Genomic DNA, 25,767 nt, shown 5'->3' on the forward strand with positions numbered 1-25,767 from the left:
ATGCTATAGCCATACTTATTCTTCTCTCGCTCAATTGTATTAGCAGATCTCACTTGCTTTAGCCATATATTTATATAAAATTAAAATAAATTAGAGTAAACAATATTGCTGTTTAAATGCTAACAAGATTCGCTCCAAGCCCAACTGGCTACCTCCACGTAGGAAACGTACGAACTGCCTTGGTTTGTTGGATGTACACACGCAATCAAAATGGAAAATTTTTACTCCGTTTTGATGATACTGACCTTCAGCGTTCAGATGTCAAATATATAAATGATATCATACAAGATTTGAAATGGATTGGTATCAATTGGGATGCAAGTTTCAAGCAATCAGAGCGCTTTGAGCGTTACAATGAGGTGTTTTTGCAGTTAATAAAAGAAGGGCATATTTATGCATGCTATGAAACAAGAGAAGAGTTAGACATTAAACGAAAATTGCAGTTAAAACAAGGACTTCCCCCTGTATATGACAGAAGCGCGTTACTTCTAACTGAGCAAGAGAAAATTAGTTATGAGCAAGAAGGAAGAAGACCACATTTTAGATTTAAGTTGAATAGAAATGAGGTTGTTAAATGGAATGATGAAGTTAAAGGTGAAATAAATATTGCAACCAGTAGCATAAGTGACCCTGTGGTAAAAAGAGAAGATGGAATTTACACATACATGTTACCTTCTGTTATTGATGATGTTGACTTTAATGTAACCCATGTTGTACGCGGGGAAGATCATGTAACTAATACCGCAGTTCAGCTCCAAATGATTAAAGCATTAAAAGCGAAAATCCCTACATTTGCTCACCTTTCTCTGCTACATTTTGATGATAGCAAGATATCCAAGCGAACCGGCGTGCTGGACATTAAATCTATAAAAGAAGATGAAATTGAACCGATGGCACTAGTTAGTTATTTAGTGAAGCTTGGAACATCCAATCCAATTGAAGCTTGCGCCTGTATGCAATCTTTGATTGATTCATTTGACATTAAAAAATTTAGCTCAGCATGTAAGCAATTTAGCTTGAGTGAAGCATACAAGCTAAATAGCAAAGTGCTGCAACAAATGCCATTTGAAATTATACAAGAACGTTTAAATCAAATTGGAGTGGACTCCTCAGAGTTTTGGTATTTTATAAAGAACAATATAGAAAGGTTTTCTGAGGTGGCCAAGTGGTGGAAAATATGCAAATCCGATATAGAGCCTGTGATTCTTGATAAGGAGCTTATAAAAATTGTGTTCAATGCATTGCCCCAAGGTGATTGTAATGAAAACACGTTGTCAGAATGGGTCAAAACTATTCGACAAACAGTGGATATAAAGGCAAAAAACCTATTTACGCAGTTGCGTTCAGCTTTAACAGGAACAGAAACAGGACCAGAGCTCGCTAAACTATTAATTTTTATCGGCAAAGAAAATATCATTGCAAGGTTAAAAGAAAAGTGAAAACTAAAGAATTATAGCTAATGCAATCCCTACGTCATACCGCGATTCATTCGCGGTATCCCTTAGCCGCTAACAAGAGATCCCGCTAACAAGTAGCGGGATGACGGTTGTCGTTTAGCCACAAATATTTAAGAAATTTACCAAATGAAAAAAAAGGCAAAAGAAACCCTGGGGTTATTATCCGCTTTAAAATATTGGCGTTTTTTAAGTCTTAAACACTGCAATTTAGCTGCTTTTAATTGCAACTAACTTACGCTGCAAACGTTTAAGAAATTTACTAAGCAGAAAAAAAGACAAAGAATCCCCGAGTTAGCTAGTCTTTTACTATCTCTGTCGAGTATTGGCATTTTTTGATGTCTTGTAACGCTTTATAAGCGCGTTCAGCTTATTTAGATAAAAATCTAGATGTAGATGAAGTTTTGTAAAGACATACAGTATCTATATACTGCAAAAAATTGAACATAAGACGCCGATACATTAAGTAATCCTTACCTTTTAATCTGCAGATTGGCGAAAGCAAATACAATAGCTTCAGTTTCATGATAAGGGGGCTGGCGAAGGGTGTCAAGTAAGTTTTTGTATTTTAATTTTAGAATTTTATAGGCTTTTGTTCTTATGAAAATTATGTTCTCATGAGTAAATTAATGTTATCCTTTTTGTTGATCTAAAGTTTTTTATGTTCATACACTTGCGTGTTCATAGTGTTTATTCGCTGCTTGAAAGCTCGGTTAAAATTGAGGAGCTGATCGGCCTTTGTTTGCGAAATAAAATGCCAGCGGTTGCAATTACTGATTCAGGTAACTTGTTTGGCTCACTTGAATTTGCAGAATATGCGGCAAGTAGGGGAATACAGCTAATAATAGGATGCAATATTATAGTTAAACATTCAGAACAAAATTTACCTATATTATTGCTTGCAAAAAATGAGCAAGGGTACACTAATTTAGTCACTTTGGTGAGTGAGTCTTTTAGAAAGCGCAAGAATAACAGCGATATTCCTTACGTTGATTTTGATGAGCTATTGAATTTAAGTACGGGTCTGATCGCTTTAACCGGTGGATGTTTGGCTCAACTATTGTTGAGGCAAGATAAAGAAACGGTTGAAAAACTGCTTTCAGCATTCAATGGTCATTTATATGTTGAATTGCAGCGTCATGGGTTGAATAAAGAGCTAGAGCTTGAAGAAGCTTTGATAGACTTTGCTTATCAGCGCAATATACCACTAGTTGCAACGAACGATGTGTTTTTTCCAAATAGGTCTGACTATGAGGCTTATGATATATTAACGTGTATATCGGAGGGGAGTTATGCCCTGGAGAATAACAGAAAGAAGTTAACTACCGAGCATTACTTCAAGTCTGTGGCAGAAATGGAGGAGCTGTTCAGCGACATTCCCGAAGCAATTCATAACACTTTAGTGATAGCTAAGCGGTGCTCTTACATGCCAAGAAGCAGGCAGCCTATTTTGCCTAAATTTCCTTGTCGAGAAAATAAAACTGAGAATGAAGAACTGAGGGAGCAGGCAGTTGCAGGATTAGAATTCCGTATTGCGAATGAGACAGACATAGACCTTAAACAATACTACGATCGGCTGAATTACGAACTGAGTGTGATAACTTCGATGAACTACGCTGGCTACTTTTTGATAGTTTCTGATTTCATTCGTTGGAGCAAAGCAAATGGCATTCCAGTTGGTCCAGGAAGAGGCTCTGGTGCTGGATCAATTGTTGCTTGGGGCTTGCAGATTACAGACCTTGATCCAATAAAGTTTGGCCTAATATTTGAAAGATTTTTGAATCCTGATCGTGTATCGATGCCTGACTTTGATATCGATTTCTGCCAAGAGAAAAGGGACCTGGTTATTGATTATGTTCAGAAAAAGTACGGTTATGTTGCTCAAATAATCACTTTTGGAAAATTGCAAGCAAGGGCAGTATTGCGTGATGTTGGTAGAGTATTGCAAATGCCTTACTCTCAAGTGGATAAAATATCTAAAATGGTTCCATTTAATCCAGTAAATCCTGTAACTTTATCACAAGCGATAGAGTTTGATCAAAACCTGCAGAAAGAACGAGATAGTGATGAGGTAATTGCAAAGCTTCTTGATATATCTCTTAAGCTTGAAGGAATATATCGTCACGTTTCAACCCATGCTGCTGGAATTGTAATATGTGATCAAAAGTTGGAAAATTTTGTTCCTGTGTATTATGATCCAAATTCAGCTTTGCCAATCACTCAATACAGCATGAAATATGTGGAGAAAGCTGGGCTAATAAAATTTGATTTTCTTGGACTTGGTACGCTAACGCTAATAGATCATGTATGTCGTTTAATTAATCGTGATGGAAAAAAGATTGATATTTCTTCAGTTTCTTTGAATGATCAAAAAACCTATGAGATACTCTCAAGCGGTGATTCAATTGGAGTGTTTCAGCTTGAAAGTTCGGGAATGAGAGAAGCTTTAATTAAACTAAAACCGGACTGCATTGAAGATATTATCGCTTTAATTTCCCTTTATCGTCCAGGACCTATGGATAACATTCCAACTTATGTTGCAAGAAAACATGGACTTGAAAAGCCAGATTATATTCATCCGTTACTTGAGGAAGTATTAAAAGAGACATTTGGGGTAATAATTTACCAAGAACAAGTGATGGAAATAGCCCGTATTCTTTCCGGGTATAGCTTAGCGGAAGCAGATTTGCTGAGACGTGCTATGGGTAAGAAAATCAAGGAAGAGATGGATAAACAACGTGAACTTTTCATCCAAGGGGCAACGAAGAATGGCGTTGATTACGACAGGGCAAGTTATATCTTTGACCTTGTTGCAAAATTTGCTGGTTATGGGTTCAATAAATCTCATGCTGCAGCATATGCGGTGATATCTTATCAAACGGCTTACCTTAAAGCTAATTATCCATTAGAATTTTTTACAGCACTAATGAATCTGAATATTGATGATAGAGATAAACTGAATTTATTTTATCATGCAGCAAAGTTTAGTGGCGTTACCGTTCTTTCACCTGATATAAACAAGTCTCAAGCTGAATTCTCAATAGAGGATGAACGCATACGTTATGGTATTGCTGCCTTGAGGAATGTTGGTTTTTCTATAGCGGAAGGAATAGTGAACGTACGTTCAAGCGCTTGTAAGGACATATGGGAATTCATTCAAAATTCAGGTCATATAATAAATAAGAGAGCGCTAGAAAGCCTGATTAAATCCGGAGCATTCGATAGCGTGCATAAGAACAGAAAGCAGCTATATGAGTCAATGGACACGCTGATTTACTTTGCAAATAAAAACAAACAGGATAGAGAATCAAGTCAAGCTGCTTTGTTTGGTAGTCTTGATGTCCTCAAACCGAAACTTGAGAATGTGGAAGATTTTGATGAAGAGGAAAAATTAGAACATGAGTTATTTTCACTAGGATTTTATTTAACTAATCATCCGCTTGAAAAATTTAGAACTCTTCTGGAAAAGTTAAATATTGGGTTTATCGGAGAAAATAGAACAGCAAAAACTGCTGGGGTAATATTAAATGCACGTATGAGAACTTCAGAGCGTGGAAGGTTTGTTATCCTCACACTTTCTGATCCCCATAACGTTTCTGAAATAGCATTCTATAATAATGAAATAATAGAAGAAAAAAGAGATTTATTTTCACCAGGAACATTTGTGATAATTGATCTTGAAGCTTCGGAAAATACAACAAGATTAGCAGGCAAGGATATATCTGAGTTTACAAAAAGAGTCACTTCTACAATAAAAGAATTAGTTCTCACCACTGAGTGCACGGATTCGCAAAAAGCCGCTATGGAATTAAACACAATATTGAAAGATGAAGGCAGAACCAAAATAATGCTAAAACTTCTTCTCGAAAAACATAAAGTGAGCATCTTATTACCAGGTGCATACTCAATTGCTCCTCAAGTAATTTATGAAATATCTAATTTAAGCTGGATTAAAGGCGTAGAAATTAATACAAATAACTTGCTTATATAAAAAAGCTTTATATAATGAAATATTTAATCGGTATTAAAGGAAGATATAGTGAATCTTTATGAATTTACTTTTATAGCACAACAAGGATTGTTACAGCAAGAAGTAGAGGAGATGGTCCAAGAGCTAGCTGTTTCATTGAAAAATATTAAAGCAGATATTATGTTCCAGCAAATCAGGGATATTCTGAAAAAAGGAAATGACAAGCTTACAAAACAAGAGTTAGAAGTGCGTGCTGAGGACATTAAAGAAAGTCTAGTTGCTTACTCTGATTTCTTGGAAGATCTTACAAAAATTTTATGGGTTGAATTAGAAGAAGATCTTTCAAATTTGAAAGAAGTGAAGTCAAAAATCGATAAAGAGTTGAAAGATGACCTAAAAGATTTAGGAATAACGCAAGACTTTACAAAATTTCTAGGAGGCAGTACTAAAAGTGCGTTTATCCATAACGCAGTAAATGCTTTGAAGAGAAATATTTCAGAACATCTAATAAAGATTTTTCAAGATATTTTGAAAGATTTTAGAATAAACGGTCCAACTCAATCGAGCAAAGCGTTGGAAATGCTTTTGAAAAACATTGAAGCATCAGGATTAATCAAGTATGAACATTGGGGTCTTTTGGATTTTGCATATCACAAAAATAAAATGAAGAGCGGTCATTATTGTATAATGTGCATAAGTTCTACTGCAAGCATTCTGGATGAATTTATGCGTAGAATGAAACTTAATGAGAACGTTATTCGCCACTTTCCTGTGCAGGTTGATAAAATTTTTGAAGGTAAATCTCATATGATGAATAAACAAATTGAGGAGCAAAGCGCATAATGATGAAAAGACGAAATAGTTTTAATAATTCTTACGTATCTGTAAATAATAGGACTGGCTTTAGGCGTTCTAAAGTTTGCCCTCTTGCTGCGTCTAAAGATGAAGACATAGATTATAAGAATATAGATTTATTATCCAAGTTTACCTCTGACTATGGTAGGATATTACCTAGAAGATTAACAGGCGTATGTGCAAAAAAACAAAGGAAGTTACGCTTAGCGATCATAAGGGCACGTTTTTTAGCTCTTATTCCTTACTGTACTAAAAAAGTTTAGGTAATTTATGTTGATAATTTTAAAGGAAAATATAAGGACTTTAGGTAAGCTTGGTGAAGTTGTCAAAGTTAAACCAGGTTATGCACGTAATTTTCTTTTTCCACAAAGAAAAGCGGTGAAAGCTACCAAGGAAAATTTAACAAAGCTAGAGGAGCAACGTTTATTACTGGAAGAAGAGAATATAAAAAGATTAAATGTAGCAAAAGAGCTTGCGTTGTCACTACATGATAAGTTTGTGGTATTAATAAAGCAAGCTTCAGAGGATGGTAAAATTTTTGGTTCTGTAACAACACGTGAAATTGCGAAAATTTTACTACAAGAAGGACATGTGATAGATCACCGTAGTTTATCTTTTGGTGGAGTAAGCATCAAAAACTTGGGTGAATACCAAGTAAACGTAGAATTACATAGTGAAGTAGTAGTACCAATTACTATATACGTCGTGAAATCCGAAACAGATGCAAATGAGCTAAGGCAAGTAAAATTGCAAAATCAGAAGTCTGAGCAACAAGAGGCAGAGCAAGATGCGAATAAAGAAGCTACTGATGGTGATGATAGCTGATCAAAGATGATCCCTTGTTATAGTCATAAAGAAATGTCTGCCATGGCTAAGCTGGTGTCATCCCAGTGCTTCCCTCATGTCATCCCAGTGCGTGACACTGGGATCCAGTTTATTTCATCATGGACATTATTTTATGCTTCTAGAATCCGTTGTCCATTGAATAATTTGCAAATACTTTTATATCTGGATTCCAGTGTCACGCACTGGAATGACACCATTATTGGAATAAATCAAAAATGATTCCCCGCTATAGCAGAAAAGAAATGTCTTCCATTTGGGAGGAAAATAATAAATTTAATATATGGCTTAAAATAGAAAAATTAGCGTGTGAAGCTCAAGCAAAGTTAGGAGTGATTCCGAATAATATTGCTGAGAACCTCTCTGGTGCTATTGAATTTGATGTTGAATGTATCAACGAAATTGAATCCATTGTAAAACATGATGTTATAGCTTTTCTGACATATATTGCTAAAAAAGCGGGAGTTGATGTTCGTTATCTTCATTATGGAATGACAAGTTCTGATGTTTTGGATACATGCCTTGCGGTGCAACTGAAAGAGTCCTGTGATATTTTGCTCGAGAATCTAAAAAATTTACTTGCAGCATTGAAAAAAAAAGCTGAGGACTATAAAGATATTGTTTGTGTTGGACGCAGTCACGGAATGCATGCAGAACCAACAACTCTTGGAATAAAATTTGCCAGATTTTATGCTGAATTTAAACGCAATTATCAGAGATTAATTAGCGCGCAAAAAGAGATCTCAATTTGTAAAATATCAGGTGCAGTAGGCAATTTTGCAAATGTTGATCCGTTTGTTGAAGAATATGTAGCGAAAGAAATGGGACTCATACCTGAAACCATATCATCTCAAATCATTCCTCGTGATAGACATGCCATGTTCTTTTCAGTTTTGGGAGTAATTGCAAGTTCAATAGAAAATGTTGCTGTTGAAATTCGTCATTTGCAAAGAACTGAAATCGGCGAAATTTCTGAGCATTTTTCCACTGGGCAGAAGGGAAGCTCTGCTATGCCACACAAATGTAATCCTATTTTAAGTGAAAATCTGACTGGACTCTCACGTTTAATACGCAGTTATGTTTTTCCTGCGTTAGAAAATGTTGCATTGTGGCACGAACGTGATATATCACACTCGTCTGTGGAAAGATGCATTGCTCCTGATGCTTGTATAACAATGGATTTTGCTTTAGTGCGATTAACAGATTTGATAGATAAATTGGTGATCAATAAGGAAAACATTGAAAAGAACTTAAATTCTTCAAAAGGTTTAGTTTTCTCACAGCGTGTATTGCTTGAGTTAGTAAATAGTGGTTTGGCGAGGGAAGAGGCGTATAAAATTGTTCAGAGCAATGCAATGAAAGTGAAACAAAACAACAGTGATTTTCTGGCCGAATTGAAACAAGATAAACCCTTACTTAAGGTTATTAACTCGGAAAAACTTGAATCTTTGTTTGATTTGAAGTATTATACGAAACATATAGATCGTGTGTATAATAAGGTTTTTAATTAGGCTGAGTAGCTCAGTTGGTAGAGCAGGAGGATCATAATCTCTTGGTCGGGGGTTCAAGTCCCTCCTCAGCCACTCGAACTAAACTATGTTTAGCAAAGCAGTGCTATTGGTGAAACCCAGTGTCAGTTACTTGGAATGAGTTGTATATCCACTCAGGTGAGGAGACAATGGATAAGAGATTGTGAAAAGGGTTTAGCTTTTGGCCTATGATCTCTTTAAATGACAGAATTTCACTACAAAACTTAACTTTCTTCTATGCAGTTAGCTAAGTCAAGAAAGGTGAATCTATCTCTTGTTGTAAACGCAAGATCGACCACTTTACAATATTGTTCTTTATTCCAACTGAGGTGCTCTGGTAAGTGTGGAATTGATAGATCTTCAAATATTTTTTGCAGGTGTTTTGCAGGTAGTAAATTTTGCTTAATTAAACTGGAAATATTATGCCATTCTTTACAAATAATCTCTTGGATTTTTTGCTGCATAATTTGCTTCTGTTCAAAAGTTCTTACAAATTCGATATTATCAAAGTACTGAGTTATATGTTTTACATCTAAAGTGGTCGGTTTGATAATCGGGTTTTGTATTGATAATATCTTTTCCTGTAAATTAGCCATAGTAATCGTTGTGACAGCAATTTTTTCACCATGTAGTGAGGAATAATCTTTTGTTACCATTTCCATTGCGTGAGCTATCATATGCTCTCCTTGGCTTGCAGAATAGCTGCCTTTTGACATCACCATTCCAAGTCCTGAAATTAGTAGAACTTCCATAAGTAATAGGACCTCTTTTCCACTTCTTTTAGTAAGCGCCGTATATTCTCTTAGCAAAATTTGCTCCAAATCGTGAACAAGTGTAAAAGGTAATTCATTGTATTCTGTGCTAAGCAACAAATGAGATAGTAGCCAGTCAGCCTGAACTGTTGAACGACAAATGAAATCTGCAAATCCGCTTAATGTGAGGCGCAGTGGCGCATTGGCAAGTATGTCTATATCTATATATATTGCTCTTGGAAGATGTGCTTTGAACGATTTTTTATATCCATTTACTAATATTGAAGCATTTGCGGATGTATATCCATTCATAGAAGCGGCTGTTGGAAAGGATATATAATCTTTTTTCTCGAGGTAGCTTGCATATTTGCAGATATCGTTAACGGTGCCGCTACCAAATGCAACTATTAAGTCACTGTCTTTTACTTTGTTTCTCACTAGATTTACGGTTTCAAGAGAGGCAGCTCTGCTTGGTGTCATTTCTCTACTTGATGTCATCCCAGCGCGTGACACTGGAATGGCAGGTGGGGTTGGAATAATTAAATGAGAAATTTTATTAAATACGTTTTTGTTTAAAAGTTTTGCTGTATTTTCATCTGCAACTAGAAAGATGTCATTTCCGTGTTGTGTGCATATTTCATAGATATCATCAGCAAGGTGGTAATCTGTTATTACTTCCCTTAGAAAAGTTTGTTCGGTTTGATGTAATATTTGTTTTAAATAGTGCATAGAGTGTTTACAATATAGCAGTATAAGTATTTTAAGATTGACATGAAAATTGACCCTGTAGAGCTAACTAGGAAATTGATCTCTTTTGAGAGTATAACACCAGAAGACAGCGGGGCAATAGAGTATATAGCAACAATCTTCAAGAAGAGCGGCTTTGATTGTGAGATTTTAGAATTTGGTGATAAAGTTAAAAATCTTTATGCGAAATATATAAATGGAGTACCAAATTTGTGCTTTGCTGGGCACGTTGATGTTGTACCACCGGGTCAGTTAAAAGATTGGGCATTTGGTCCATTTAAACCAGAAGTGAGGGATGGAATGCTATATGGAAGAGGGGCCGCTGATATGAAAAGCGGAGTAGCTGCATTTATTGCTGCTATGGTAAATTTGATTGCAGAGAAGTTTCAGTTCAATGGTTCAATAAGTGCATTGATTACCAGTGCTGAAGAAAGCATGGAAGAATATGGAACAAAGGCAGTTTTGGAATGGATGAAAAATAAGCAGAAAAAGATAGATTTTTGTGTGGTTGGCGAACCAACCAGTAGTGAGAAATTAGGTGATACCATAAAAATAGGCAGAAGAGGTTCTGTAACATTTGAATTAATTTGCCATGGAAAACAAGGGCACGTTGCCTACCCAGACCTAGCAGACAATCCAATATATAAGGTAATATCGATATTGAGTAAGGTAAAAAATACTACTTTTGATCATGGTAATAAATATTTTCAGCCTTCACATTGCGAAGTTACTACTATCGATGTTGGAAATAATACTAGCAATCTAATACCTGGCTCAGCAACTACACGTTTTAACATTCGATATAACAATGAACAAACACCGGGTGGCTTATATAAGCTGATTGATGAAATATGCTCCAGTGTAACTAACGATTATAAACTTTCTATGCATAGCAGCAGGGACGTTTTCCTCTCTACTCCCGATAGAAATACTGATATTATGCTTGATGCAATAAGTAAGGTTACCAACATTGATGCTATACTTAGCACAAGTGGTGGCACATCTGACGCTGCGTTTATCAAAGATGTTTGTCCAGTGATTGAATTTGGTATAATCAACAAAACTGCACATCAGATAAACGAATGCGTATCAGTAAACGATATACACAAGTTAACAGCTATATATAAGGAATTTATAGAAAATTATTTCAATCCCACTAATAAAATATTGAATCAGGTCAACGTAGTTAGTAATATATCTAGTGGTCCATTGTTAGCTTAGATGTAATCAGATCTCTTGCATAACTGTTGTTTGAATAATAACTTGTATCATTCCAGCAAAATGTGTCAAGTAAGTTTTTTCGTTTCTATAGCTACTTGGATGACAAAAAAAGAAATACTAGACTTTATACCTTTTGCACTCAAATTCACATAAATCATGAATTATGCACGTTTCACACGAAGGTTTCTGTGCTTTGCAAACATATCTACCATGCAAAACTAGCCAATGATGAGCATAAAGCAGGTATTTTTTGGGAACCACATTTAAAAGAGATTGTTCTGTTTTAAACACATCTTTTTCTTTCACAAGCCCGATTCTATTGCTCACTCTAAAAACGTGAGTATCAACTGCCAATGTTGGAATGCCAAGCCCCGAATTTAAGAACACATTAGCGCTCTTTCTTCCCACTCCCGGCAAAGACACCAAATCATCGAAATCAGTAGGCACTTTGCTATTGTACCTCTCAATCAATATTTTGCTGAGCCCGATTATGTTTTTTGCTTTGGAATTATATAAACCAATACTGCTTATGCATTTTCTTAGCTCACTCTGCCCAAAACTCAGCATTTTTTCTGGCGTATCAGTGATACTAAATAGCTCCTTTGTAATTTTATTAACGCTTATATCAGTTGTTCGCGCTGATAGAACTATCGCAACTAATAACGTAAAATCATTGGTATAATTCAGCTCTATTTTTGGTGCAGGATTTGATTGCTTGAATTTTTCAAATATCAGTTCTACTTTTTTTGAGTCCATGCATAGAGCTAAAAGCTTATACTACACTGGTTGCTGTGCAAATTCAATTCCTTTAGGCTTAGATAGTCCTTCAGCATTAACATCAGACATATCAGTTTTTACCTCATCAAAATTCCTCTCAGCAAATTCGCTTGCCACTTCCGCAAAACACTTTTTAATAAGAGGCATAACAATTGGCATTAACAGTTTTCGTGGATCATACCATCCTAACAGGTCAGTTTCCTTTTGTACCCTATCTCTTGGATCCTCTTCTAGTAAATCTTTTGTGTGCTTTTCAGCATATATTTCACAGCCTTTTGAGAAAACAGGAGCTAACATTTCAATTAATACTGCCAATAACAATAGTGAACCAAGTATGGTTCCACCAACAGTTAATCTATTAGCAATGAAATTTGTTGTAAGTAGATAAACAGAAAAAGCAGCTAAAGGATAGTTGATAAGAAGCTTACTGCCTAGCGCGATATAGTTCATTTTACTTATGAATTCATCAGTGGAAATTTCTGAATTTTTATACTTTTCCATATAATAATTCACTAATAAACCAAAGGCTCTACTAATAGCGATGTTAAATGCTATGATCCACCATGAAAAATAGCAACCTATAGTAACTGTAGTTAACAGGCCTAAGGGTAGAACACTAAGAGTCCGAATAAATAGTAAGGCATTTTTACGTTCTATAAATCTTAACGCTAATTCTTTTTTATCCTCATCTACTAGGTTCTTTTTTTCCTTTAGAGGAGAAATATAAAGAAATAGCCGTATACTAGGTTTTGATAAGCGTTTATTAAGCTCGCCAGGGTCTGACGGCCTAAAAAAACTGCCATAAATATCTCCTGAAAAACAGTATTCCACATCCTCTTCAAACGCACTATCATTCTTTTTTAATATAGAAGTCAATTCATCAAAATCTTTACCTATAGCTTCTTCACCAATCCCTAGTGTATCGAACAGCTTCTTTCTATAATGAAATTCACGTGCTGTTAAACGTCCATTACTTTCAGCACCAACACTGACTTTAACACAAGGATTTCCTGACTCTAAAGGTTCAATGTACTTTTTTAGCTCTTGATAAGCTTTATAAATCTGATCAAATCTATTTTTGTCTCCACCTTTGTCAGGATGGTTTACAAGTATCAATTTATTATATTGTTTTTTCAGAAACTTGCTAAGAGCTTGATAATCCTTACCTACAATTTGTTCAGCTTTTATCTCTAGTACGTTAAACAGATCATTATTATCATAAAACTCCTGACCAGTTAACTTAAAATGTTGACTCATTACTACACCTCACATAAATACACGATACTATTAGTATAATATATTTAATGTTTCACACAAGCATAAAAATATCAAGCAACCACTAAGAGAAGAAACCCTCTTTCCCATCATACAAATACAACTTATCCATTCTCACCACATCAAAATTATGTTCCTCAAATTTGATTAGCAAGTTATTCACATCACTATTTGTAATTTCATTATTTGCAATGAACCTGCAGGTTATTTGGTCACTTGAAGACTTTGAACTTCCTGGCCAAATCGCAAGGCCTTTTGAATATATTGCTATAATCTGCGGATTACTTGTTTCAAACAACTTCACTATTTGGTCAAAGTCAGCCGGCTTACTCCAGGCAAGCGTTATATCGCTACCCACTAGTTTTTTAATCTTATAATCCTGTTCATAATTATCCTGTATTTTATCCACTTTACTATTTGGATCACTGCCAATTATAAGCTCAGATAATGTTTTCGGTTTTTTTCCTAGATTGTCTATAACAGCTTCTGCAAATTCTTTTGTACCAACTTTCTGTTTACTTCTTTTCTCCTTATATAAATCGGCAGTGTGTATTCCATCCTCCAAAGTCTTGAGCCATGCATCGTAGATTAGTTTTGCAGTACCCACTTGACCTATGTAAATTAGCATATGCACTGCAGCATTTAAAAGACCAGAAGGATTGGCTATGTTTTTTCCTGCAATATCAGGGGCAGAACCGTGCACTGCTTCAAACATTGCGTATTCATTCCCGATGTTGCTACTTCCGGCAAGCCCCACAGATCCAGAGGTTTGTGCGACTATATCTGATAATATGTCGCCATATAAGTTCTCGGTTACTATAACATCAAAATTCTCCGGTTCTGTTGCAACACGCGCCATTCCAATATCAACTATATAATGTTCTGCCTTTATATCTGGGTATTCCTTTGCAATGCGATCAAACGCGGCATGGAAAGTTCCGTCAGTCATTTTCATGATGTTATCTTTAGTCAGGCAAGTTACTTTTTTTCTGTTGTGTTTTTTTGCATATTCAAAAGCGTACCTGCATATCTTCTCTGAGCCAGATCTAGTAATAATTTTAGTGCATTGGTAAGAGTCACCAGTGAGCCTATGCTCTATTCCGGTGTAAACGTCCTCTTCATTTTCACGTATCACTACGATATCAAACTTATCGAATTTATTTTCTATAACAGGATGATATGAAATGCATGGTCTGATATTTGCATACAACCCTAGATTTTTTCTGAGTGCAACGTTTAAGCTTTTGTGCCCTTTACCTTGAGGAGTTGTTGTCGGAGATTTTAATAATATTTTTGTCCTTTCAATTGATTCCCAACCACTTGGAGAAATTCCGTGAGACCATTCTTTACTGTAAACACGCTCCCCTATTTCAATAATATCTATTGAGATTTCCGCTTCTGCTTCGCGCAATATCGACAGCACCGCTTCCATGATTTCTGGTCCGATACCGTCGCCATATGCAACTGTGATTAGTGTTGACATAACTTCCCTAGTTATAAATGATTTAATATTAATTTAAATAATAGAGTGGCACAAGTAGCTAATATTACCCAAGTTAGTATATTTACGGTTATTTAATAACGTATTTTTATATCATATGATGATATTATGAAATATAGGTGGGGTTATGAATACTGAAATAAATGTTAAAGTAAATTATGTAGGATTTACAAGGCGTATTGTAGCAGAAATACTTGACCTCATCATATTTTCCCCTCATTTTATCTTCGGTTTTATCTATGGTGTATTCATCGTATCATTACAAGATCAAGATAAAGACTCTTTTCAGGAACTTGCACAACTAGCAACAGAAATACCATTTATAGTTTCTACAGTGGTCGCAACATTAGTACTAACAATATCCAAAATATTAATGGTAACAAAACTTGGTGGTACCCCAGGAAAACTATTGTGTGGTATGCATATTAAAGATGCTAATACATTTACAAATGTTACCCTTATGCAAGCAACAATAAGATGTATTTCTAAGGGAAGCATCTGGATTATTTTTCGCTTTTTGCTTCATCTGCATTATCATGGTTATACTTTTCTATATCTTTTAATTGTGCTAATTTTATTTTTGTTTGCAGTATTTGATCAACGCAAACAGACTTTTTACGATAAAATTGCAAAAACAGTAGTGATAGACTATAAATCTAGTTGATATTTTTCTTTATAGGTAGTACATGGATAAAAAAGTAAACTACTCAACGATGACAAGACGTACTCTAGCATTTATAGTTGATTGTATTTTATTTATCGCAATACCATTTGGTTTAATGGCGGTGGATTTCTCACTTACACACGCAATACAAGGGATCATGGGTGCAATAATTGTAATCACCACGATTGTATTTTCTTTATTTTTAATGATACCATGTATATTTCATATATTCATGCTAGTAAAATTTGGCGGCACTCCAGGACACTTGTTATTTAGCATGCGGTGTAAAAGACAAAGATACATTTGAGTCAATCACTACAATGCAAGCAATGAAAAGGACTATAGCTCTTTTTATAATTTATTGCATATCACTTTGTAATCCCATTTTATTCTTAGCTATACTAATCTTAGTTTTAGTATGTGCAGTAGGTGATGAACATAAACAAGCTTTTCACGACAAAATTGCAAACACGGTAGTGATAGATTATAAACCTAGTTGATATTTTCCTTTAGCTGTCTGCCACCAAGGGTGTCATTCCAGTGTCACGCGCTAACTTAAGGTAAATTGCCAACTTAACTATAAATATATTTTGGTAAATCCAAATTATTTTAGCTATAAGAGCGTTTTACTTTTTGCTCAGCATATCCATCATAACTGGCTTACTTTTAGTGATTCATGGAGTTAAAAAAGTCAGCATTGCTCTTTGTTAAAAGTAGTTTGTCACGTAAAAATTCCATTGCTTCAACGGGTCCCATAGGATTGAGTATCCTACGCACCACCCATATTTTATTTAGTATAGCCTTATCAACTAATAGCTCTTCCTTCCTTGTTCCGGATTTTGTAATATCAATAGCTGGAAATATACGTTTATCAGAAAGTTTTCTATCAAGTATGATCTCAGCATTTCCTGTACCTTTAAACTCTTCAAAAATAACTTCATCCATTTTTGAACCAGTCTCTATAAGAGCTGTGGCGATTATAGTTAAAGAACCCCCATTCTCAATATTACGAGCTGCTCCAAAAAAGCGTTTTGGTCTCTGCAGTGCGTTTGAATCTACACCACCAGTTAGAACTTTCCCAGACGAAGGAATAACCGCATTATAAGCACGTGCAAGTCTAGTAATATTGTCAAGTAGAATTACCACATCTTTTTTATGCTCAACCATTCTTTTAGCTTTTTCTATTACTATTTCAGCAAGCTGTACGTGACGGTAAGCAGGCTCATCGAATGTAGAACTTACTACCTCACCTTTTACAGAACGTATCATATCTGTTACTTCTTCAGGTCTTTCATCTATAAGTAACACTATTAATTCTACTTCAGGGTGATTTATAGCTATAGAGTTAGCCATTTGCTGAAGCAATACAGTTTTTCCTGTGCGAGGTGGAGCAACTACTAACGCTCTTTGCCCTTTTCCAAGAGGAGCTACTATATCTATAGCACGCATGCTTAAGCCTTTTTTATCATCACCATTATTACACTCAAGTACTATGCTTTCCTCAGGATAAAGAGGAAGCAAATTATCAAAATGGACGTACTTTCTTAATTCACTTACTTCAGTAGAGTTTATACTTTGAACCTTAGTTAAAGTAAAATATCTCTCTTTATCACCAGGTGGCCTTATTTCTCCATATGCCATATCTCCTGTACGTAAATTAAACTTCTTTATTTGCCCGTTAGAAATATAAACATCATCGGTACTTGGGGCATAATTTGCACTTGCTGAACGTAAGAAACCAAAACCATCAGGCAATATTTCCACTATTCCACTCCCTGTGGTTATGCCTCCTTCTTCACTCATTTTTTTCATTAAGCTGAATATTATTTCCTGCTTTAGCATTCTACCATTGCTTTTACCGTTAGTTGAAATTTTTCTTTCTTCAGCTAACTCTAACAATTCTTCTGCTGTTTTCTCTTTTAATTCGCTCAGATCTAATGTTTTTCTGTTTTTCTCAGTACCTTCATTGACCATCTGTTTTACTGTATCGTTATTGTAAATTTGCTCACTTTTTTCAGGTTGAGCTGTAACCTTTCCTTTTGCCAAAACATCTTCATTGATTGTTGTCATAATCCTCCAAAAATTTTAATTGATGCTTACTAACCTAAAATGTGACTATAAGATAATAAATTAGGCTGAGTTAGTTTCAGTGCGTATTAAGCTTAATTATCATTAAACCCCGTACTTTACTTACATTATACTAATAAACACTAGCAAGTCAAGTTAATTTAATGTTAACAAAACACAAAAATTTGAGGATTTTCAATAGCTATTCTTTATATTTTTTTAACCTTTCTTGCTTCTCCTCTTCTACTTTTGCTTTTTCCACTTCTGCTTCTAAATTTTCTTGACTACATAAGCCGAGTAGCACAGGATCTTGGGGTTTTATATTTTGCATGTTATGATGAGATCCATCTCTTACCTGCTCAACTGTGTAATTTGTTGTACTAATTAATTTAGCTATAACGTTATTGTCCAAGATAGGAAATTTTTTTACTAAATAATAAATCGCATCAGGTTTATCTCTACGTCTTGCCGTAGAGGCAAAGCCAAGAATGCTACCAATCGCTTTACTCCTTTTTTTTATATTTTTTATAATCAAATTTGGTACACGATTTGGATTTTTTTTGCAATCATCGATTTCTTTTTCAGTAATTATTCCAGAAATAATAGGGTTATATTTTTCTACTTCTATTTCCTCATCAGCTATGTCTTGTACTTCTTCAAGGGCCAATCTGCAACATTGTGCTATTTGATTAAAAGTTAAACCAGTGTTGTCTACTAACCAAGCAGCTATTTGCACTAGAAACTGTTTATTTCTATCGTTATTGCCCTTAGAAGATTCCATTGACATCAAAAAAGCATCTCCCATTTAAAGTATCCCTTACTGTTATACAGAGCTAAAATATAAACTATTAAAACTAAAAAAGCATTAATTTTGTCATTCAATAACTTTTTGTTTGTCACTTCCCACCTCTTAAGTTAATTAAATGCGCTTACCTTTAAGCATATTTCAAACAAAATATTTCCCCTTCCTAAGAACCTGTTAAGGATCTCGAAAATATGAGGTAAAATAAGCATAGTTAAGAAAGAGGTATATCTATGCAAAAAAGCTATCCAAGCGATATAAGTCAAGAACAATTTGAAAAAATTAGACCAATACTGGAGAGTAGCAGAAAGAAAACAAAACCAAGGAAACTTGATTTGTATGATGTATTTTGTGCAGTGCTATATGTCCTAAAAAGCCCCTGCCAGTGGAGAATGCTGCCAAAAGATTTTCCGAGGTGGGAGAACGTGTATTACTATTTTCAAATGTGGAATAAAAAGAATGGAGCAGAACCAAGCTTGCTGGAAATAGTCTTAAAAAAAATTAGTTGGAGAGGTTCGTATCAGCAATGGTCGGAAAGAGAAAACCAGTTTCTGTATAATTGATGCCCAAAGCGTTAAAAACACAGATACTGCTGAAAAAAAGGGCTATGATGCAGGTAAAAAGATTTCAGGCATAAAGCGTCATATTGCAGTTGATACGCAAGGCTTGCCACACGCAATTCATATAACAACAGCAGAAGCAACTGATCGTAGCAGTGCTGTGGAAATGGTGGGAAAGGCTGAAAAAAACCTCTCTGAAGTTGAAAATATACTGGTTGATGCTGGCTATACAGGAGAAAATTTTGCAACTCAAATAAAAGCTACTATTGGTGCAACTGTTGAGGTAATAAAGCGGAGTGAATTACATTCTTTCGTTGTATTGCCAAAAAGATGGGTTGTTGAGCGATCTTTTGCTTGGTTGGAAAAATGTAGGCGTTTGTGGAAAAATTGCGAGCGGAAACTCAACACTAGCTTACAAATGGTTGTTCTTTCCTTCATTTCTATTCTATTGAGGAGATTTTAAACAGGTTCTAAGGTATAGTATAACTCAGTTAAACATATGTTTCTATTTAAGATTAGAGAGTTAAATTTTAAGTTAATATATTGTAATATTATATATATTAGCTAATAAAGCAACAGGTTTACAAGCATTAAATTATCACTATTCTATAATTAATCATTAATTAACTGGGTTTAAAATGAATGTTAAAAATTTTTTCACTAAAGTAACCATTGTCCTTTTAGCTTGCTTGTTAATCTTCATGGGAATTGGCAACCTTTTATCAGGTGATGATGAAAAAGAAGAGGTAGCTAGGGTTGGAAAAGAAGTTATAACGTCAGATGAGTATAAGTCGCTATATCAAAATTATGGAAAACAAATTTCTGGATCTGATGCGAGTAGAGAACAAGTAAAAAAGCTGAAATATGATTTGCTTAACGCACTTATAGAGCAAAAACTATTGTTTAACCTAACTAGTGAGCTGGGGTTGACAGTTGGAGAAGAATCTATAAAAAACCATATTAAAAACACCAAATACTTTCAAAATGATAAAGGTGAATTTGACAAAAATAAATTCTATGAAACGCTAAATGACCTGCATATGACAGAGAAAGAGTATATAGCAAAGCTAGAGAAAGTCCTGCCTGCAATGATGTTCATGACTTCATTATTTAAAGATAATTATCCAGTAACTTTTGGCGAGAAAATTGATGAGCAGATATACAAAAGTCGCTACCAAACTAGAGTAGTTGATATTGTTAAAATAACTGAAGATGCAGTTACAAACATTCCTGAACCAGATGATCAAGCCTTACTTGATTTGTACGAAAGAAATAAATCCCATTTTTATTATCCTGAGTATCGAACTGCGCAATATATTTCCCTAGGCCAAAAGTATTTTGAAGATCAAATCAAGATCTCAGATGAAGAAGTTGATGGTATAATAGAACAACAAGAACTTAAAAATCAAAGAGATATATTCAATGCAATATTTTCTACCAAAGAAGAAGCTGAGACAGCAAGAAGAGCATTTGAGGAGGGTAAAACAAGCTTTGAACAGATAGTAGAAGAGTTTGGCAAAGCAAAACTTGAGGAAACTAGAGTAAATAATATAACTAAGGATTTTTTACCAGAAGACGTGAGAGAGAAGGTATTTGCTCTTAAAGTAGGTGAAGTAAGTGAAGTTTTAGCAAGCAGTTTTGGTTGGCACATAGTAAAAGTGGAAAGTGCGCATCAAATCTCTGATGAAGACTTAGTTGATTTAAAAAAAGACATAAAGTCAGTTCTAACTAACCAAAAGTCTTTTGAAAGAGTCAATGATTTCATAAACCAAGTGAACTATAAGATATACAATGGTTCAGAAATTGAAGAAATATTGAGTGAATATAATTTACCTATACAAACTATTGGTCCAGTAGATGCGAGTGGAAAAGATCAAAGCGGTAATAACGTAGGAGATTCTGGTGATTTGATTTCTTTCATTTTTTCGCGAGAAAAGGATCAGAAAGGTTATTTTAAGGGCGTTGGGGACGCCGTTGTTAGTGTAAAAATCGTCGATATCTTTCCACCCAAATTGCAAAGTTTTGAAGAAGGCAAGGCATTAGCGGTAGAGCTTTGGCGTAGTGAGTTTATAAAAGAAAGAATGTTTAAATTCGGGCAAGAGGTTGCAGTTCAACTAAGAGAAAAAACAGATTTGGAAGAAATTCAAGGTGTGGAATTAGTTAAAGGTCAGCAGATGCACCGCAATAAAGTGGATCAACAAAACTACCCCTTTTCTTTTGTAGAAGAGATTTTCAATATGAAAACAACTGGTTCAGTGACAGATCCTATTCAATACAATAATGAAATTATAATAGGTGTTCTAAAAGAAATGCATTCATCAAATGGCAAATTAAACACGCTTGACACCGGAAAACGTGTGATGATATCGCTAAAAGAGCAATTAATTAGCTATCTGGAATCAAAGTATAAAGTCGAAGTTAATCACGCTATACTTGATGATATATAATCAAAAATCTTATAAGCTGCTTCAAACGCATCCAGTGCCCAGACACACAACTGTACGAACATTGCGATTTGAGAGCAATCTTCACTAGAAAGGATGTCATCCCAGTGCCCAGACACTGGGATCCAGGAATTTTATTAAGTTGGTAAGCATAAAAGTAGCCGTTTTATGTTAAAATACAACGTTTTAATGATTAAAAAAAGGCTGGATTCCAGTGTCAAGCACTGGAATGACACCATTTGCTGTGCAATTTACCTTCAAAAATGAATGTTCGTATAGCTGTGCGCCCGGCACTGCCCTACATTATTGGTAATTATATTATAAGGTGCAAAAGCTGTATAATTCATTTGACTTAAAACGGCTCATTGTATAAAATTGTGGCTAATATATGAATAAAGGTTAACATGGCAGTTAAAATAAGGTTGGCGAGGTTTGGCGCAAAGAAACGCCCTTTTTATAGGATAGTTGTAGCTGATTCACGAGCACCAAGAGATGGGCGTTTTATTGAGAAAATAGGACAATATGATCCAATGTTACCAAAAGACAATAAAAATCGTGTTGTGGTGAAAGCTGATAGATTAAAACATTGGCTAAGTGTAGGCGCGCAGGCAACTGAAAGAGTACTGTGGTTTATCAAAAAAGGCATAGTAACTTTAGAAACAGAACCAAAGAAAACAGAAAAGAAGAAAGTAGAGAACGAGAAAGCACAAGGGCAAGAGGCATAAGTCTCTTAAAATGCTAAATACTGATTTAACAAACAGCGATAAATTAGACGATATTGTATCTTCTGATTTGTCAGCTATGAATGACTTTGTCTTCAAAAATGTCAATGATGAAGATGCTAAGCTTGCTACTGATATTATATCTCATCTTGTTAGGTCAGGTGGAAAAAAAATAAGGCCTAAACTAGTTTTTATTATATGTAAAATGCTAAACTATTCTGGGGAGAATAGGATCAACGTTGCTGCATCGGTAGAGTTTATACACAATGCTACTTTACTTCATGATGATGTGCTCGATGAAAGTGAGGCACGCCATGGAGTTAAAACAGCGAATAAGATTTGGGGAAATAAATCAAGCATTTTAGTTGGTGATCTATTGTTGACTCTAGCATTTAGATGGCTTATAGAGTGTGGAAATTTAAATATTCTCTCTATTTTATCTAAAGCATCGCATTTACTTGTGAAGGGTGAAATAAAGCAGATGACAGCACGCTTTGACCCCCACACAGTCAGGGAAAATTATTTTGATATCATTGGAGAAAAGACAGCATCTTTATTTTCTGCATGCTGTGAAGCTGCATCAACAGTATCTGGTGCAACAAATGACGAAACAGAGAGGCTAAAGAATTTTGGTTTTAATTTTGGTATGGCATTTCAAATAGTTGATGATATGCTCGATTATACTGCTAATCAAGGCACTTCTGGAAAGCAAGTCGGAAAAGACTTTTTCGAAGGTAAAGTCACCTTACCTGCTATTATAGCATACGAAAAGGGCAGTCCAGCAGAGCAAAAATTCTGGGAAAAATGCTTTTCTTCAGCTAGACACAATTTTGACCAAGCATTACACTATATTAATCACCATAATGCCATTCAGCTTTCTATGGAAAAAGCTAGACACTACATTAATATGGCACAAAATGATATTAGTACTTTTTCTGATTCTTTTTATAAAACTACTTTAATTAACTTTTTAAATGCGAGCATAGAAAGACGAATGTAGCTGGCGCTTGATATTTTCAGATTAATTGTTATATATTTATTAGATTCTTAAGGGTAATGATATGTCAGATAGCAGTAAGGAGAAAAAGAAGAAGTTTGCTGATATGGTAAGTAGGCAGAAAGGTGACGACCAACAAAGTGATAACCATAAGCAAACTGATGATTTAAATGAAGATCTCAATACATTAAAAGAACGTGCAGTTCAGCTTGAAGATCATTTACGCCGTGCTGTTGCAGATAATGAAAACGTCAAACGTATAATGCAAAAGCAAATTAGCGATGCAAGTGACTACGCAGTCACAAAACTTGCACGTGATATGATCGACTCGTGCGACAATTTAAAAAGAGTAATGGAAATTTTGAAAGACGGTGATCCTGTTCATGAGGGGATTAAAGTAGCTTATCAAAAAATTATAAATGATCTAAAAAAACATGGAATAGAGGAAGTAGATCCACTTGGTGAGCTTTTTGATAGTAATTTACACCAAGCTGTTGTGGAAAGAGAAGACAATGAAAAAAAGCCTGGCACCATTGTAGAAGTACTACAAACTGGTTATACTATCAAAAATAGGTTGCTCCGTCCTGCAATGGTTATTCTTTCTAAGAAATCTGCTGATTGTGGAAGCGATTAGCATGAGGTAAATGTATAATGACAAGTATTGTCTTTTCAGGTATCCAGCCAAGTGGCGTACTACATTTAGGTAATTATCTTGGTGCAATCAAACAGTGGATAGACTTACAGGATAAATACAAATCTCTTTTTTGTATTGTCGACCTACACGCAATCACAGCAAATAAGCTTCCCGCAAGTGAATTAAAAAGTAATATTTTCAAAACAGCAGCAGCTTATATTGCATGCGGAATAGATACAGAAAAGTCCATTATTTTTAGTCAGTCCACAGTTAGTGGTCATACAGAACTGGGCTGGCTGCTTGGATGCTATACACCAATTGGTTGGCTTAATCGCATGACTCAATTTAAAGATAAAGCTGGCAGCGATAAACAAAAAGCCTCTCTTGGATTATATAGTTATCCAGTACTTATGGCTGCAGATATATTGTTGTATCAAACTAAATACGTTCCTGTTGGTGATGATCAAAAACAGCATTTGGAGCTTGCACGTGATATTGCATCAGCTTTTAACAATCATTATAAGCTGGATTATTTCATCGTACCTGAAATCTTAACTTTGGATTGCACATCAAGGATAATGAGCTTAAGGGATGGCACAAGCAAGATGAGTAAATCTGATCCTTCAGAACATTCGTGCATTAACCTTGATGATACGGATGACTTAATTGTCAAAAAAATAGAAAAAGCAAAAACAGATTCAATTCTAGGCTTTGCTACTTTAAAGTGCCGACCAGAAATAAGCAATTTGATAAACATTTATTCAGTGCTTAGTAATGTAAATGCAGAAAAAGTATGTGAAGAAGTGAACAAACATGACATGAAGCACTTCAAAAAAGAGTTAGCTGATTTAATTATCAGTGTTATATCACCCATACGTGAGAAAATGAATGATCTTTTAAAAGACCAATTCCATTTACATGAAATATTAAAAAAAGGCACAAAGAAAGCAGCAGAAATTGCAACCCATAATATAAAAGAAATCAAGGATATTATTGGATTTGCTCAATATCTGTAAGGTTCCAAAGTGTGATGGTGCGAACCGTCATACCGCCGCGGTATCTCAGCCGCTAACACGTAGCGGGATGACGGTTTTTCAAATTGTCGGTAAATCTAAGTCAGTTTAGCTATAGGCAGCAATTTTCTGTATTTATTTTAAGTTGAAGAAAGCTCAAATGAAAAATCGTGTTTTGCTAAAAATCACAGAATGCAGTCTGGTTACAAAATTCTCTAATGGTCTTAAATAAAACTTCCAGTGAATGATTGTCAGACATATTGTGCTCTGCTGATTTTATTAAGTGTACTTCAACATCGGTTGACTTAATTTTTTCAGCTAAATTCAATGAAGTTTGATAAGGAACATCTTTATCATTAATGCTATGCAGCAAGCGCACAGGACAGTTTATATCTATTGTCTTTTTGTTTAAAAGAAGGTTCTTTCTGCCATCTTCGATCAAATTTTTAGTTATTTTGTATGTACAATGCTCTGAAGTAAAATCTATTACACCTTTAGAATCTAGTTCTTCTTTTTGCTTGCCTGACAATTGCTTGAATATCAAATCTTCAGTAAAATCGGGAGCAGACGATATACCAATTAGTGCTGCAATTTTTTCTGGAAATTGAAGGGCAGTGAGCAACATCAGCCATCCTCCCATACTTGAACCTATAATTATTTGTTTATCGCTAGTTAATTCACTCATTACTTTAGCACAATTTTTTTGCCAATCACTTATCGTGTAATCAATAAAATTACCACTTGAATGACCGTGACCAAAATAATCAAATAGCACAAGTGCTACGTCATTTTCTTGGCAAAATTTGTAAATAGCAGTTGCTTTAGTTCCATCCATATTGGATGCAAATCCACCGAAAAAAACTACAGAAGCTTTCTTTCCTTGTAGCTTTCGATATGCTATGTGACCATTATTTCCATCAAACAATTTACAATAATCCAT

At 35.0% G+C, this 25,767-nt stretch carries 24 protein-coding genes and 1 tRNA gene; 18 read left to right on the forward strand and 7 right to left on the reverse strand.

Translation table 11 applies throughout. The features are described 5' to 3' along the window. Positions 1 to 116 precede the first annotated feature (116 nt). From gltX to ABWU74_RS04465, 8 genes are all read left to right on the forward strand, one after another. Positions 117 to 1,439, forward strand: a complete 1,323-nt coding sequence (gene gltX, locus ABWU74_RS04430) for a glutamate--tRNA ligase (protein ID WP_353289229.1) — start codon at positions 117 to 119, stop codon at positions 1,437 to 1,439. A 676-nt stretch (positions 1,440 to 2,115) separates the two neighbouring features. After that, positions 2,116 to 5,445 carry a DNA polymerase III subunit alpha gene (dnaE, locus tag ABWU74_RS04435; protein ID WP_353289230.1) on the forward strand — a complete coding sequence of 1,110 codons (3,330 nt, stop codon included), beginning with the start codon at positions 2,116 to 2,118 and terminating at the stop codon, positions 5,443 to 5,445. A gap of 48 nt (positions 5,446 to 5,493) precedes the next feature. Beyond that, positions 5,494 to 6,267 (forward strand): 30S ribosomal protein S6, encoded by a 774-nt coding sequence (locus ABWU74_RS04440; RefSeq protein ID WP_010082465.1) that lies wholly within the window; start codon positions 5,494 to 5,496, stop codon positions 6,265 to 6,267. Next, on the forward strand, positions 6,267 to 6,542 hold the full coding sequence (rpsR, locus tag ABWU74_RS04445; protein WP_007548890.1) for a 30S ribosomal protein S18: 276 nt from the start codon (positions 6,267 to 6,269) through the stop codon (positions 6,540 to 6,542). The genes ABWU74_RS04440 and rpsR overlap by 1 nt, the downstream gene beginning before the upstream one ends. Before the next feature lie 7 nt (positions 6,543 to 6,549). Beyond that, positions 6,550 to 7,104 carry a 50S ribosomal protein L9 gene (rplI, locus tag ABWU74_RS04450; RefSeq protein ID WP_006279792.1) on the forward strand — a complete coding sequence of 185 codons (555 nt, stop codon included), beginning with the start codon at positions 6,550 to 6,552 and terminating at the stop codon, positions 7,102 to 7,104. Positions 7,105 to 7,146: 42 nt separating this feature from the next. Then, positions 7,147 to 7,344, forward strand: a complete 198-nt coding sequence (locus ABWU74_RS04455; protein WP_236717745.1) for a hypothetical protein — start codon at positions 7,147 to 7,149, stop codon at positions 7,342 to 7,344. Beyond that, positions 7,341 to 8,633, forward strand: coding sequence for an adenylosuccinate lyase (gene purB / locus ABWU74_RS04460; RefSeq protein WP_010962833.1), 1,293 nt, complete (start codon positions 7,341 to 7,343; stop codon positions 8,631 to 8,633). Before ABWU74_RS04455 ends, purB begins: the two co-directional genes overlap by 4 nt. Continuing rightward, a tRNA-Met gene (locus ABWU74_RS04465) sits at positions 8,633 to 8,705 on the forward strand. Before purB ends, ABWU74_RS04465 begins: the two co-directional genes overlap by 1 nt. A gap of 170 nt (positions 8,706 to 8,875) precedes the next feature. Here ABWU74_RS04465 and ABWU74_RS04470 read toward each other — a convergent pair. Next, on the reverse strand, positions 8,876 to 10,132 hold the full coding sequence (locus ABWU74_RS04470) for an iron-containing alcohol dehydrogenase (protein WP_010082501.1): 1,257 nt from the start codon (positions 10,130 to 10,132) through the stop codon (positions 8,876 to 8,878). Positions 10,133 to 10,174: 42 nt separating this feature from the next. Between ABWU74_RS04470 and dapE the strand changes: the two genes are divergently transcribed. After that, complete coding sequence (dapE, locus tag ABWU74_RS04475) at positions 10,175 to 11,371, forward strand: succinyl-diaminopimelate desuccinylase (RefSeq protein ID WP_010082500.1); 1,197 nt, start codon at positions 10,175 to 10,177, stop codon at positions 11,369 to 11,371. A gap of 117 nt (positions 11,372 to 11,488) precedes the next feature. Here dapE and nth read toward each other — a convergent pair whose 3' ends face one another. The 3 genes from nth to icd form a co-directional block, all read right to left on the reverse strand. Next, a complete protein-coding gene (nth, locus tag ABWU74_RS04480; RefSeq protein WP_209472633.1) occupies positions 11,489 to 12,127 on the reverse strand; it encodes an endonuclease III in 639 nt (212 codons plus the stop codon). Between the two features lie 21 nt (positions 12,128 to 12,148). Further along, positions 12,149 to 13,405, reverse strand: a complete 1,257-nt coding sequence (locus ABWU74_RS04485; RefSeq protein WP_265017749.1) for a molecular chaperone DnaJ — start codon at positions 13,403 to 13,405, stop codon at positions 12,149 to 12,151. Positions 13,406 to 13,487: 82 nt separating this feature from the next. Beyond that, on the reverse strand, positions 13,488 to 14,906 hold the full coding sequence (icd, locus tag ABWU74_RS04490; RefSeq protein ID WP_010082497.1) for an isocitrate dehydrogenase: 1,419 nt from the start codon (positions 14,904 to 14,906) through the stop codon (positions 13,488 to 13,490). 145 nt (positions 14,907 to 15,051) lie between these two features. On the opposite strand from icd, the gene ABWU74_RS04495 reads away from it, so the two are divergent. The 3 genes from ABWU74_RS04495 to ABWU74_RS04505 are packed head-to-tail and all read left to right on the forward strand — an operon-like array spanning position 15,052 to position 16,088. Continuing rightward, positions 15,052 to 15,588 carry an RDD family protein gene (locus ABWU74_RS04495; protein ID WP_006279799.1) on the forward strand — a complete coding sequence of 179 codons (537 nt, stop codon included), beginning with the start codon at positions 15,052 to 15,054 and terminating at the stop codon, positions 15,586 to 15,588. Between the two features lie 49 nt (positions 15,589 to 15,637). Continuing rightward, positions 15,638 to 15,895, forward strand: a complete 258-nt coding sequence (locus tag ABWU74_RS04500) for an RDD family protein (protein ID WP_256437794.1) — start codon at positions 15,638 to 15,640, stop codon at positions 15,893 to 15,895. Positions 15,896 to 15,917: 22 nt separating this feature from the next. Continuing rightward, on the forward strand, positions 15,918 to 16,088 hold the full coding sequence (locus tag ABWU74_RS04505; RefSeq protein WP_256437783.1) for a hypothetical protein: 171 nt from the start codon (positions 15,918 to 15,920) through the stop codon (positions 16,086 to 16,088). Between the two features lie 166 nt (positions 16,089 to 16,254). Here ABWU74_RS04505 and rho read toward each other — a convergent pair whose 3' ends face one another. Together rho and ABWU74_RS04515 are read right to left on the reverse strand one after the other, a co-directional pair. Further along, on the reverse strand, positions 16,255 to 17,658 hold the full coding sequence (gene rho, locus ABWU74_RS04510) for a transcription termination factor Rho (RefSeq protein WP_007549497.1): 1,404 nt from the start codon (positions 17,656 to 17,658) through the stop codon (positions 16,255 to 16,257). Positions 17,659 to 17,857: 199 nt separating this feature from the next. Then, on the reverse strand, positions 17,858 to 18,460 hold the full coding sequence (locus ABWU74_RS04515) for a cell cycle transcriptional regulator TrcR (protein WP_010082495.1): 603 nt from the start codon (positions 18,458 to 18,460) through the stop codon (positions 17,858 to 17,860). A 230-nt stretch (positions 18,461 to 18,690) separates the two neighbouring features. Here ABWU74_RS04515 and ABWU74_RS04520 point away from each other — a divergent pair. From ABWU74_RS04520 to trpS, 6 genes are all read left to right on the forward strand, one after another. Beyond that, a protein-coding gene (locus tag ABWU74_RS04520; protein ID WP_353289218.1) for an IS5 family transposase occupies positions 18,691 to 19,480 on the forward strand; the annotation gives its coding sequence in 2 pieces (ribosomal slippage) (positions 18,691 to 18,951 and positions 18,953 to 19,480; 789 coding nt in all). 175 nt (positions 19,481 to 19,655) lie between these two features. After that, a complete protein-coding gene (locus ABWU74_RS04525; protein WP_353289231.1) occupies positions 19,656 to 21,464 on the forward strand; it encodes a peptidylprolyl isomerase in 1,809 nt (602 codons plus the stop codon). Between the two features lie 401 nt (positions 21,465 to 21,865). Beyond that, entirely contained in the window at positions 21,866 to 22,186 is a 321-nt protein-coding gene (gene rpsP, locus ABWU74_RS04530; RefSeq protein ID WP_006279266.1) for a 30S ribosomal protein S16, read from the forward strand. 10 nt (positions 22,187 to 22,196) lie between these two features. Beyond that, positions 22,197 to 23,183: a polyprenyl synthetase family protein gene (locus ABWU74_RS04535; RefSeq protein ID WP_010962840.1), complete on the forward strand. Its 987-nt coding sequence runs from the start codon at positions 22,197 to 22,199 to the stop codon at positions 23,181 to 23,183. Between the two features lie 61 nt (positions 23,184 to 23,244). Continuing rightward, a complete protein-coding gene (locus ABWU74_RS04540) occupies positions 23,245 to 23,814 on the forward strand; it encodes a nucleotide exchange factor GrpE (RefSeq protein ID WP_012673267.1) in 570 nt (189 codons plus the stop codon). A 17-nt stretch (positions 23,815 to 23,831) separates the two neighbouring features. Then, the gene (trpS, locus tag ABWU74_RS04545) at positions 23,832 to 24,830 is read left to right on the forward strand and encodes a tryptophan--tRNA ligase (RefSeq protein WP_353289232.1); all 999 of its coding nucleotides are present in this window, start codon (positions 23,832 to 23,834) and stop codon (positions 24,828 to 24,830) included. Positions 24,831 to 25,005: 175 nt separating this feature from the next. Here trpS and ABWU74_RS04550 read toward each other — a convergent pair whose 3' ends face one another. Beyond that, positions 25,006 to 25,767: an alpha/beta hydrolase gene (locus ABWU74_RS04550; RefSeq protein WP_012673268.1), complete on the reverse strand. Its 762-nt coding sequence runs from the start codon at positions 25,765 to 25,767 to the stop codon at positions 25,006 to 25,008.

It is taken from the genome of Wolbachia endosymbiont (group A) of Paraperithous gnathaulax (assembly GCF_964028485.1).
GTDB lineage: Bacteria > Pseudomonadota > Alphaproteobacteria > Rickettsiales > Anaplasmataceae > Wolbachia > Wolbachia pipientis.

Coding starts and splice junctions, on each gene's coding strand:
- gltX (WP_353289229.1), top strand. CDS start 117: ATGCTAACAAGATTCGCTCCAAGCCCAACTGGCTACCTCCACGTAGGA.
- dnaE (WP_353289230.1), top strand. CDS start 2,116: ATGTTCATACACTTGCGTGTTCATAGTGTTTATTCGCTGCTTGAAAGC.
- rpsR (WP_007548890.1), top strand. CDS start 6,267: ATGATGAAAAGACGAAATAGTTTTAATAATTCTTACGTATCTGTAAAT.
- rplI (WP_006279792.1), top strand. CDS start 6,550: ATGTTGATAATTTTAAAGGAAAATATAAGGACTTTAGGTAAGCTTGGT.
- ABWU74_RS04455 (WP_236717745.1), top strand. CDS start 7,147: ATGGCTAAGCTGGTGTCATCCCAGTGCTTCCCTCATGTCATCCCAGTG.
- purB (WP_010962833.1), top strand. CDS start 7,341: ATGATTCCCCGCTATAGCAGAAAAGAAATGTCTTCCATTTGGGAGGAA.
- ABWU74_RS04470 (WP_010082501.1), bottom strand. CDS start 10,132: ATGCACTATTTAAAACAAATATTACATCAAACCGAACAAACTTTTCTA.
- dapE (WP_010082500.1), top strand. CDS start 10,175: ATGAAAATTGACCCTGTAGAGCTAACTAGGAAATTGATCTCTTTTGAG.
- nth (WP_209472633.1), bottom strand. CDS start 12,127: ATGGACTCAAAAAAAGTAGAACTGATATTTGAAAAATTCAAGCAATCA.
- ABWU74_RS04485 (WP_265017749.1), bottom strand. CDS start 13,405: ATGAGTCAACATTTTAAGTTAACTGGTCAGGAGTTTTATGATAATAAT.
- icd (WP_010082497.1), bottom strand. CDS start 14,906: ATGTCAACACTAATCACAGTTGCATATGGCGACGGTATCGGACCAGAA.
- ABWU74_RS04495 (WP_006279799.1), top strand. CDS start 15,052: ATGAATACTGAAATAAATGTTAAAGTAAATTATGTAGGATTTACAAGG.
- ABWU74_RS04500 (WP_256437794.1), top strand. CDS start 15,638: ATGACAAGACGTACTCTAGCATTTATAGTTGATTGTATTTTATTTATC.
- ABWU74_RS04505 (WP_256437783.1), top strand. CDS start 15,918: ATGAAAAGGACTATAGCTCTTTTTATAATTTATTGCATATCACTTTGT.
- rho (WP_007549497.1), bottom strand. CDS start 17,658: ATGACAACAATCAATGAAGATGTTTTGGCAAAAGGAAAGGTTACAGCT.
- ABWU74_RS04515 (WP_010082495.1), bottom strand. CDS start 18,460: ATGGGAGATGCTTTTTTGATGTCAATGGAATCTTCTAAGGGCAATAAC.
- ABWU74_RS04525 (WP_353289231.1), top strand. CDS start 19,656: ATGAATGTTAAAAATTTTTTCACTAAAGTAACCATTGTCCTTTTAGCT.
- rpsP (WP_006279266.1), top strand. CDS start 21,866: ATGGCAGTTAAAATAAGGTTGGCGAGGTTTGGCGCAAAGAAACGCCCT.
- ABWU74_RS04535 (WP_010962840.1), top strand. CDS start 22,197: ATGCTAAATACTGATTTAACAAACAGCGATAAATTAGACGATATTGTA.
- ABWU74_RS04540 (WP_012673267.1), top strand. CDS start 23,245: ATGTCAGATAGCAGTAAGGAGAAAAAGAAGAAGTTTGCTGATATGGTA.
- trpS (WP_353289232.1), top strand. CDS start 23,832: ATGACAAGTATTGTCTTTTCAGGTATCCAGCCAAGTGGCGTACTACAT.
- ABWU74_RS04550 (WP_012673268.1), bottom strand. CDS start 25,767: ATGGATTATTGTAAATTGTTTGATGGAAATAATGGTCACATAGCATAT.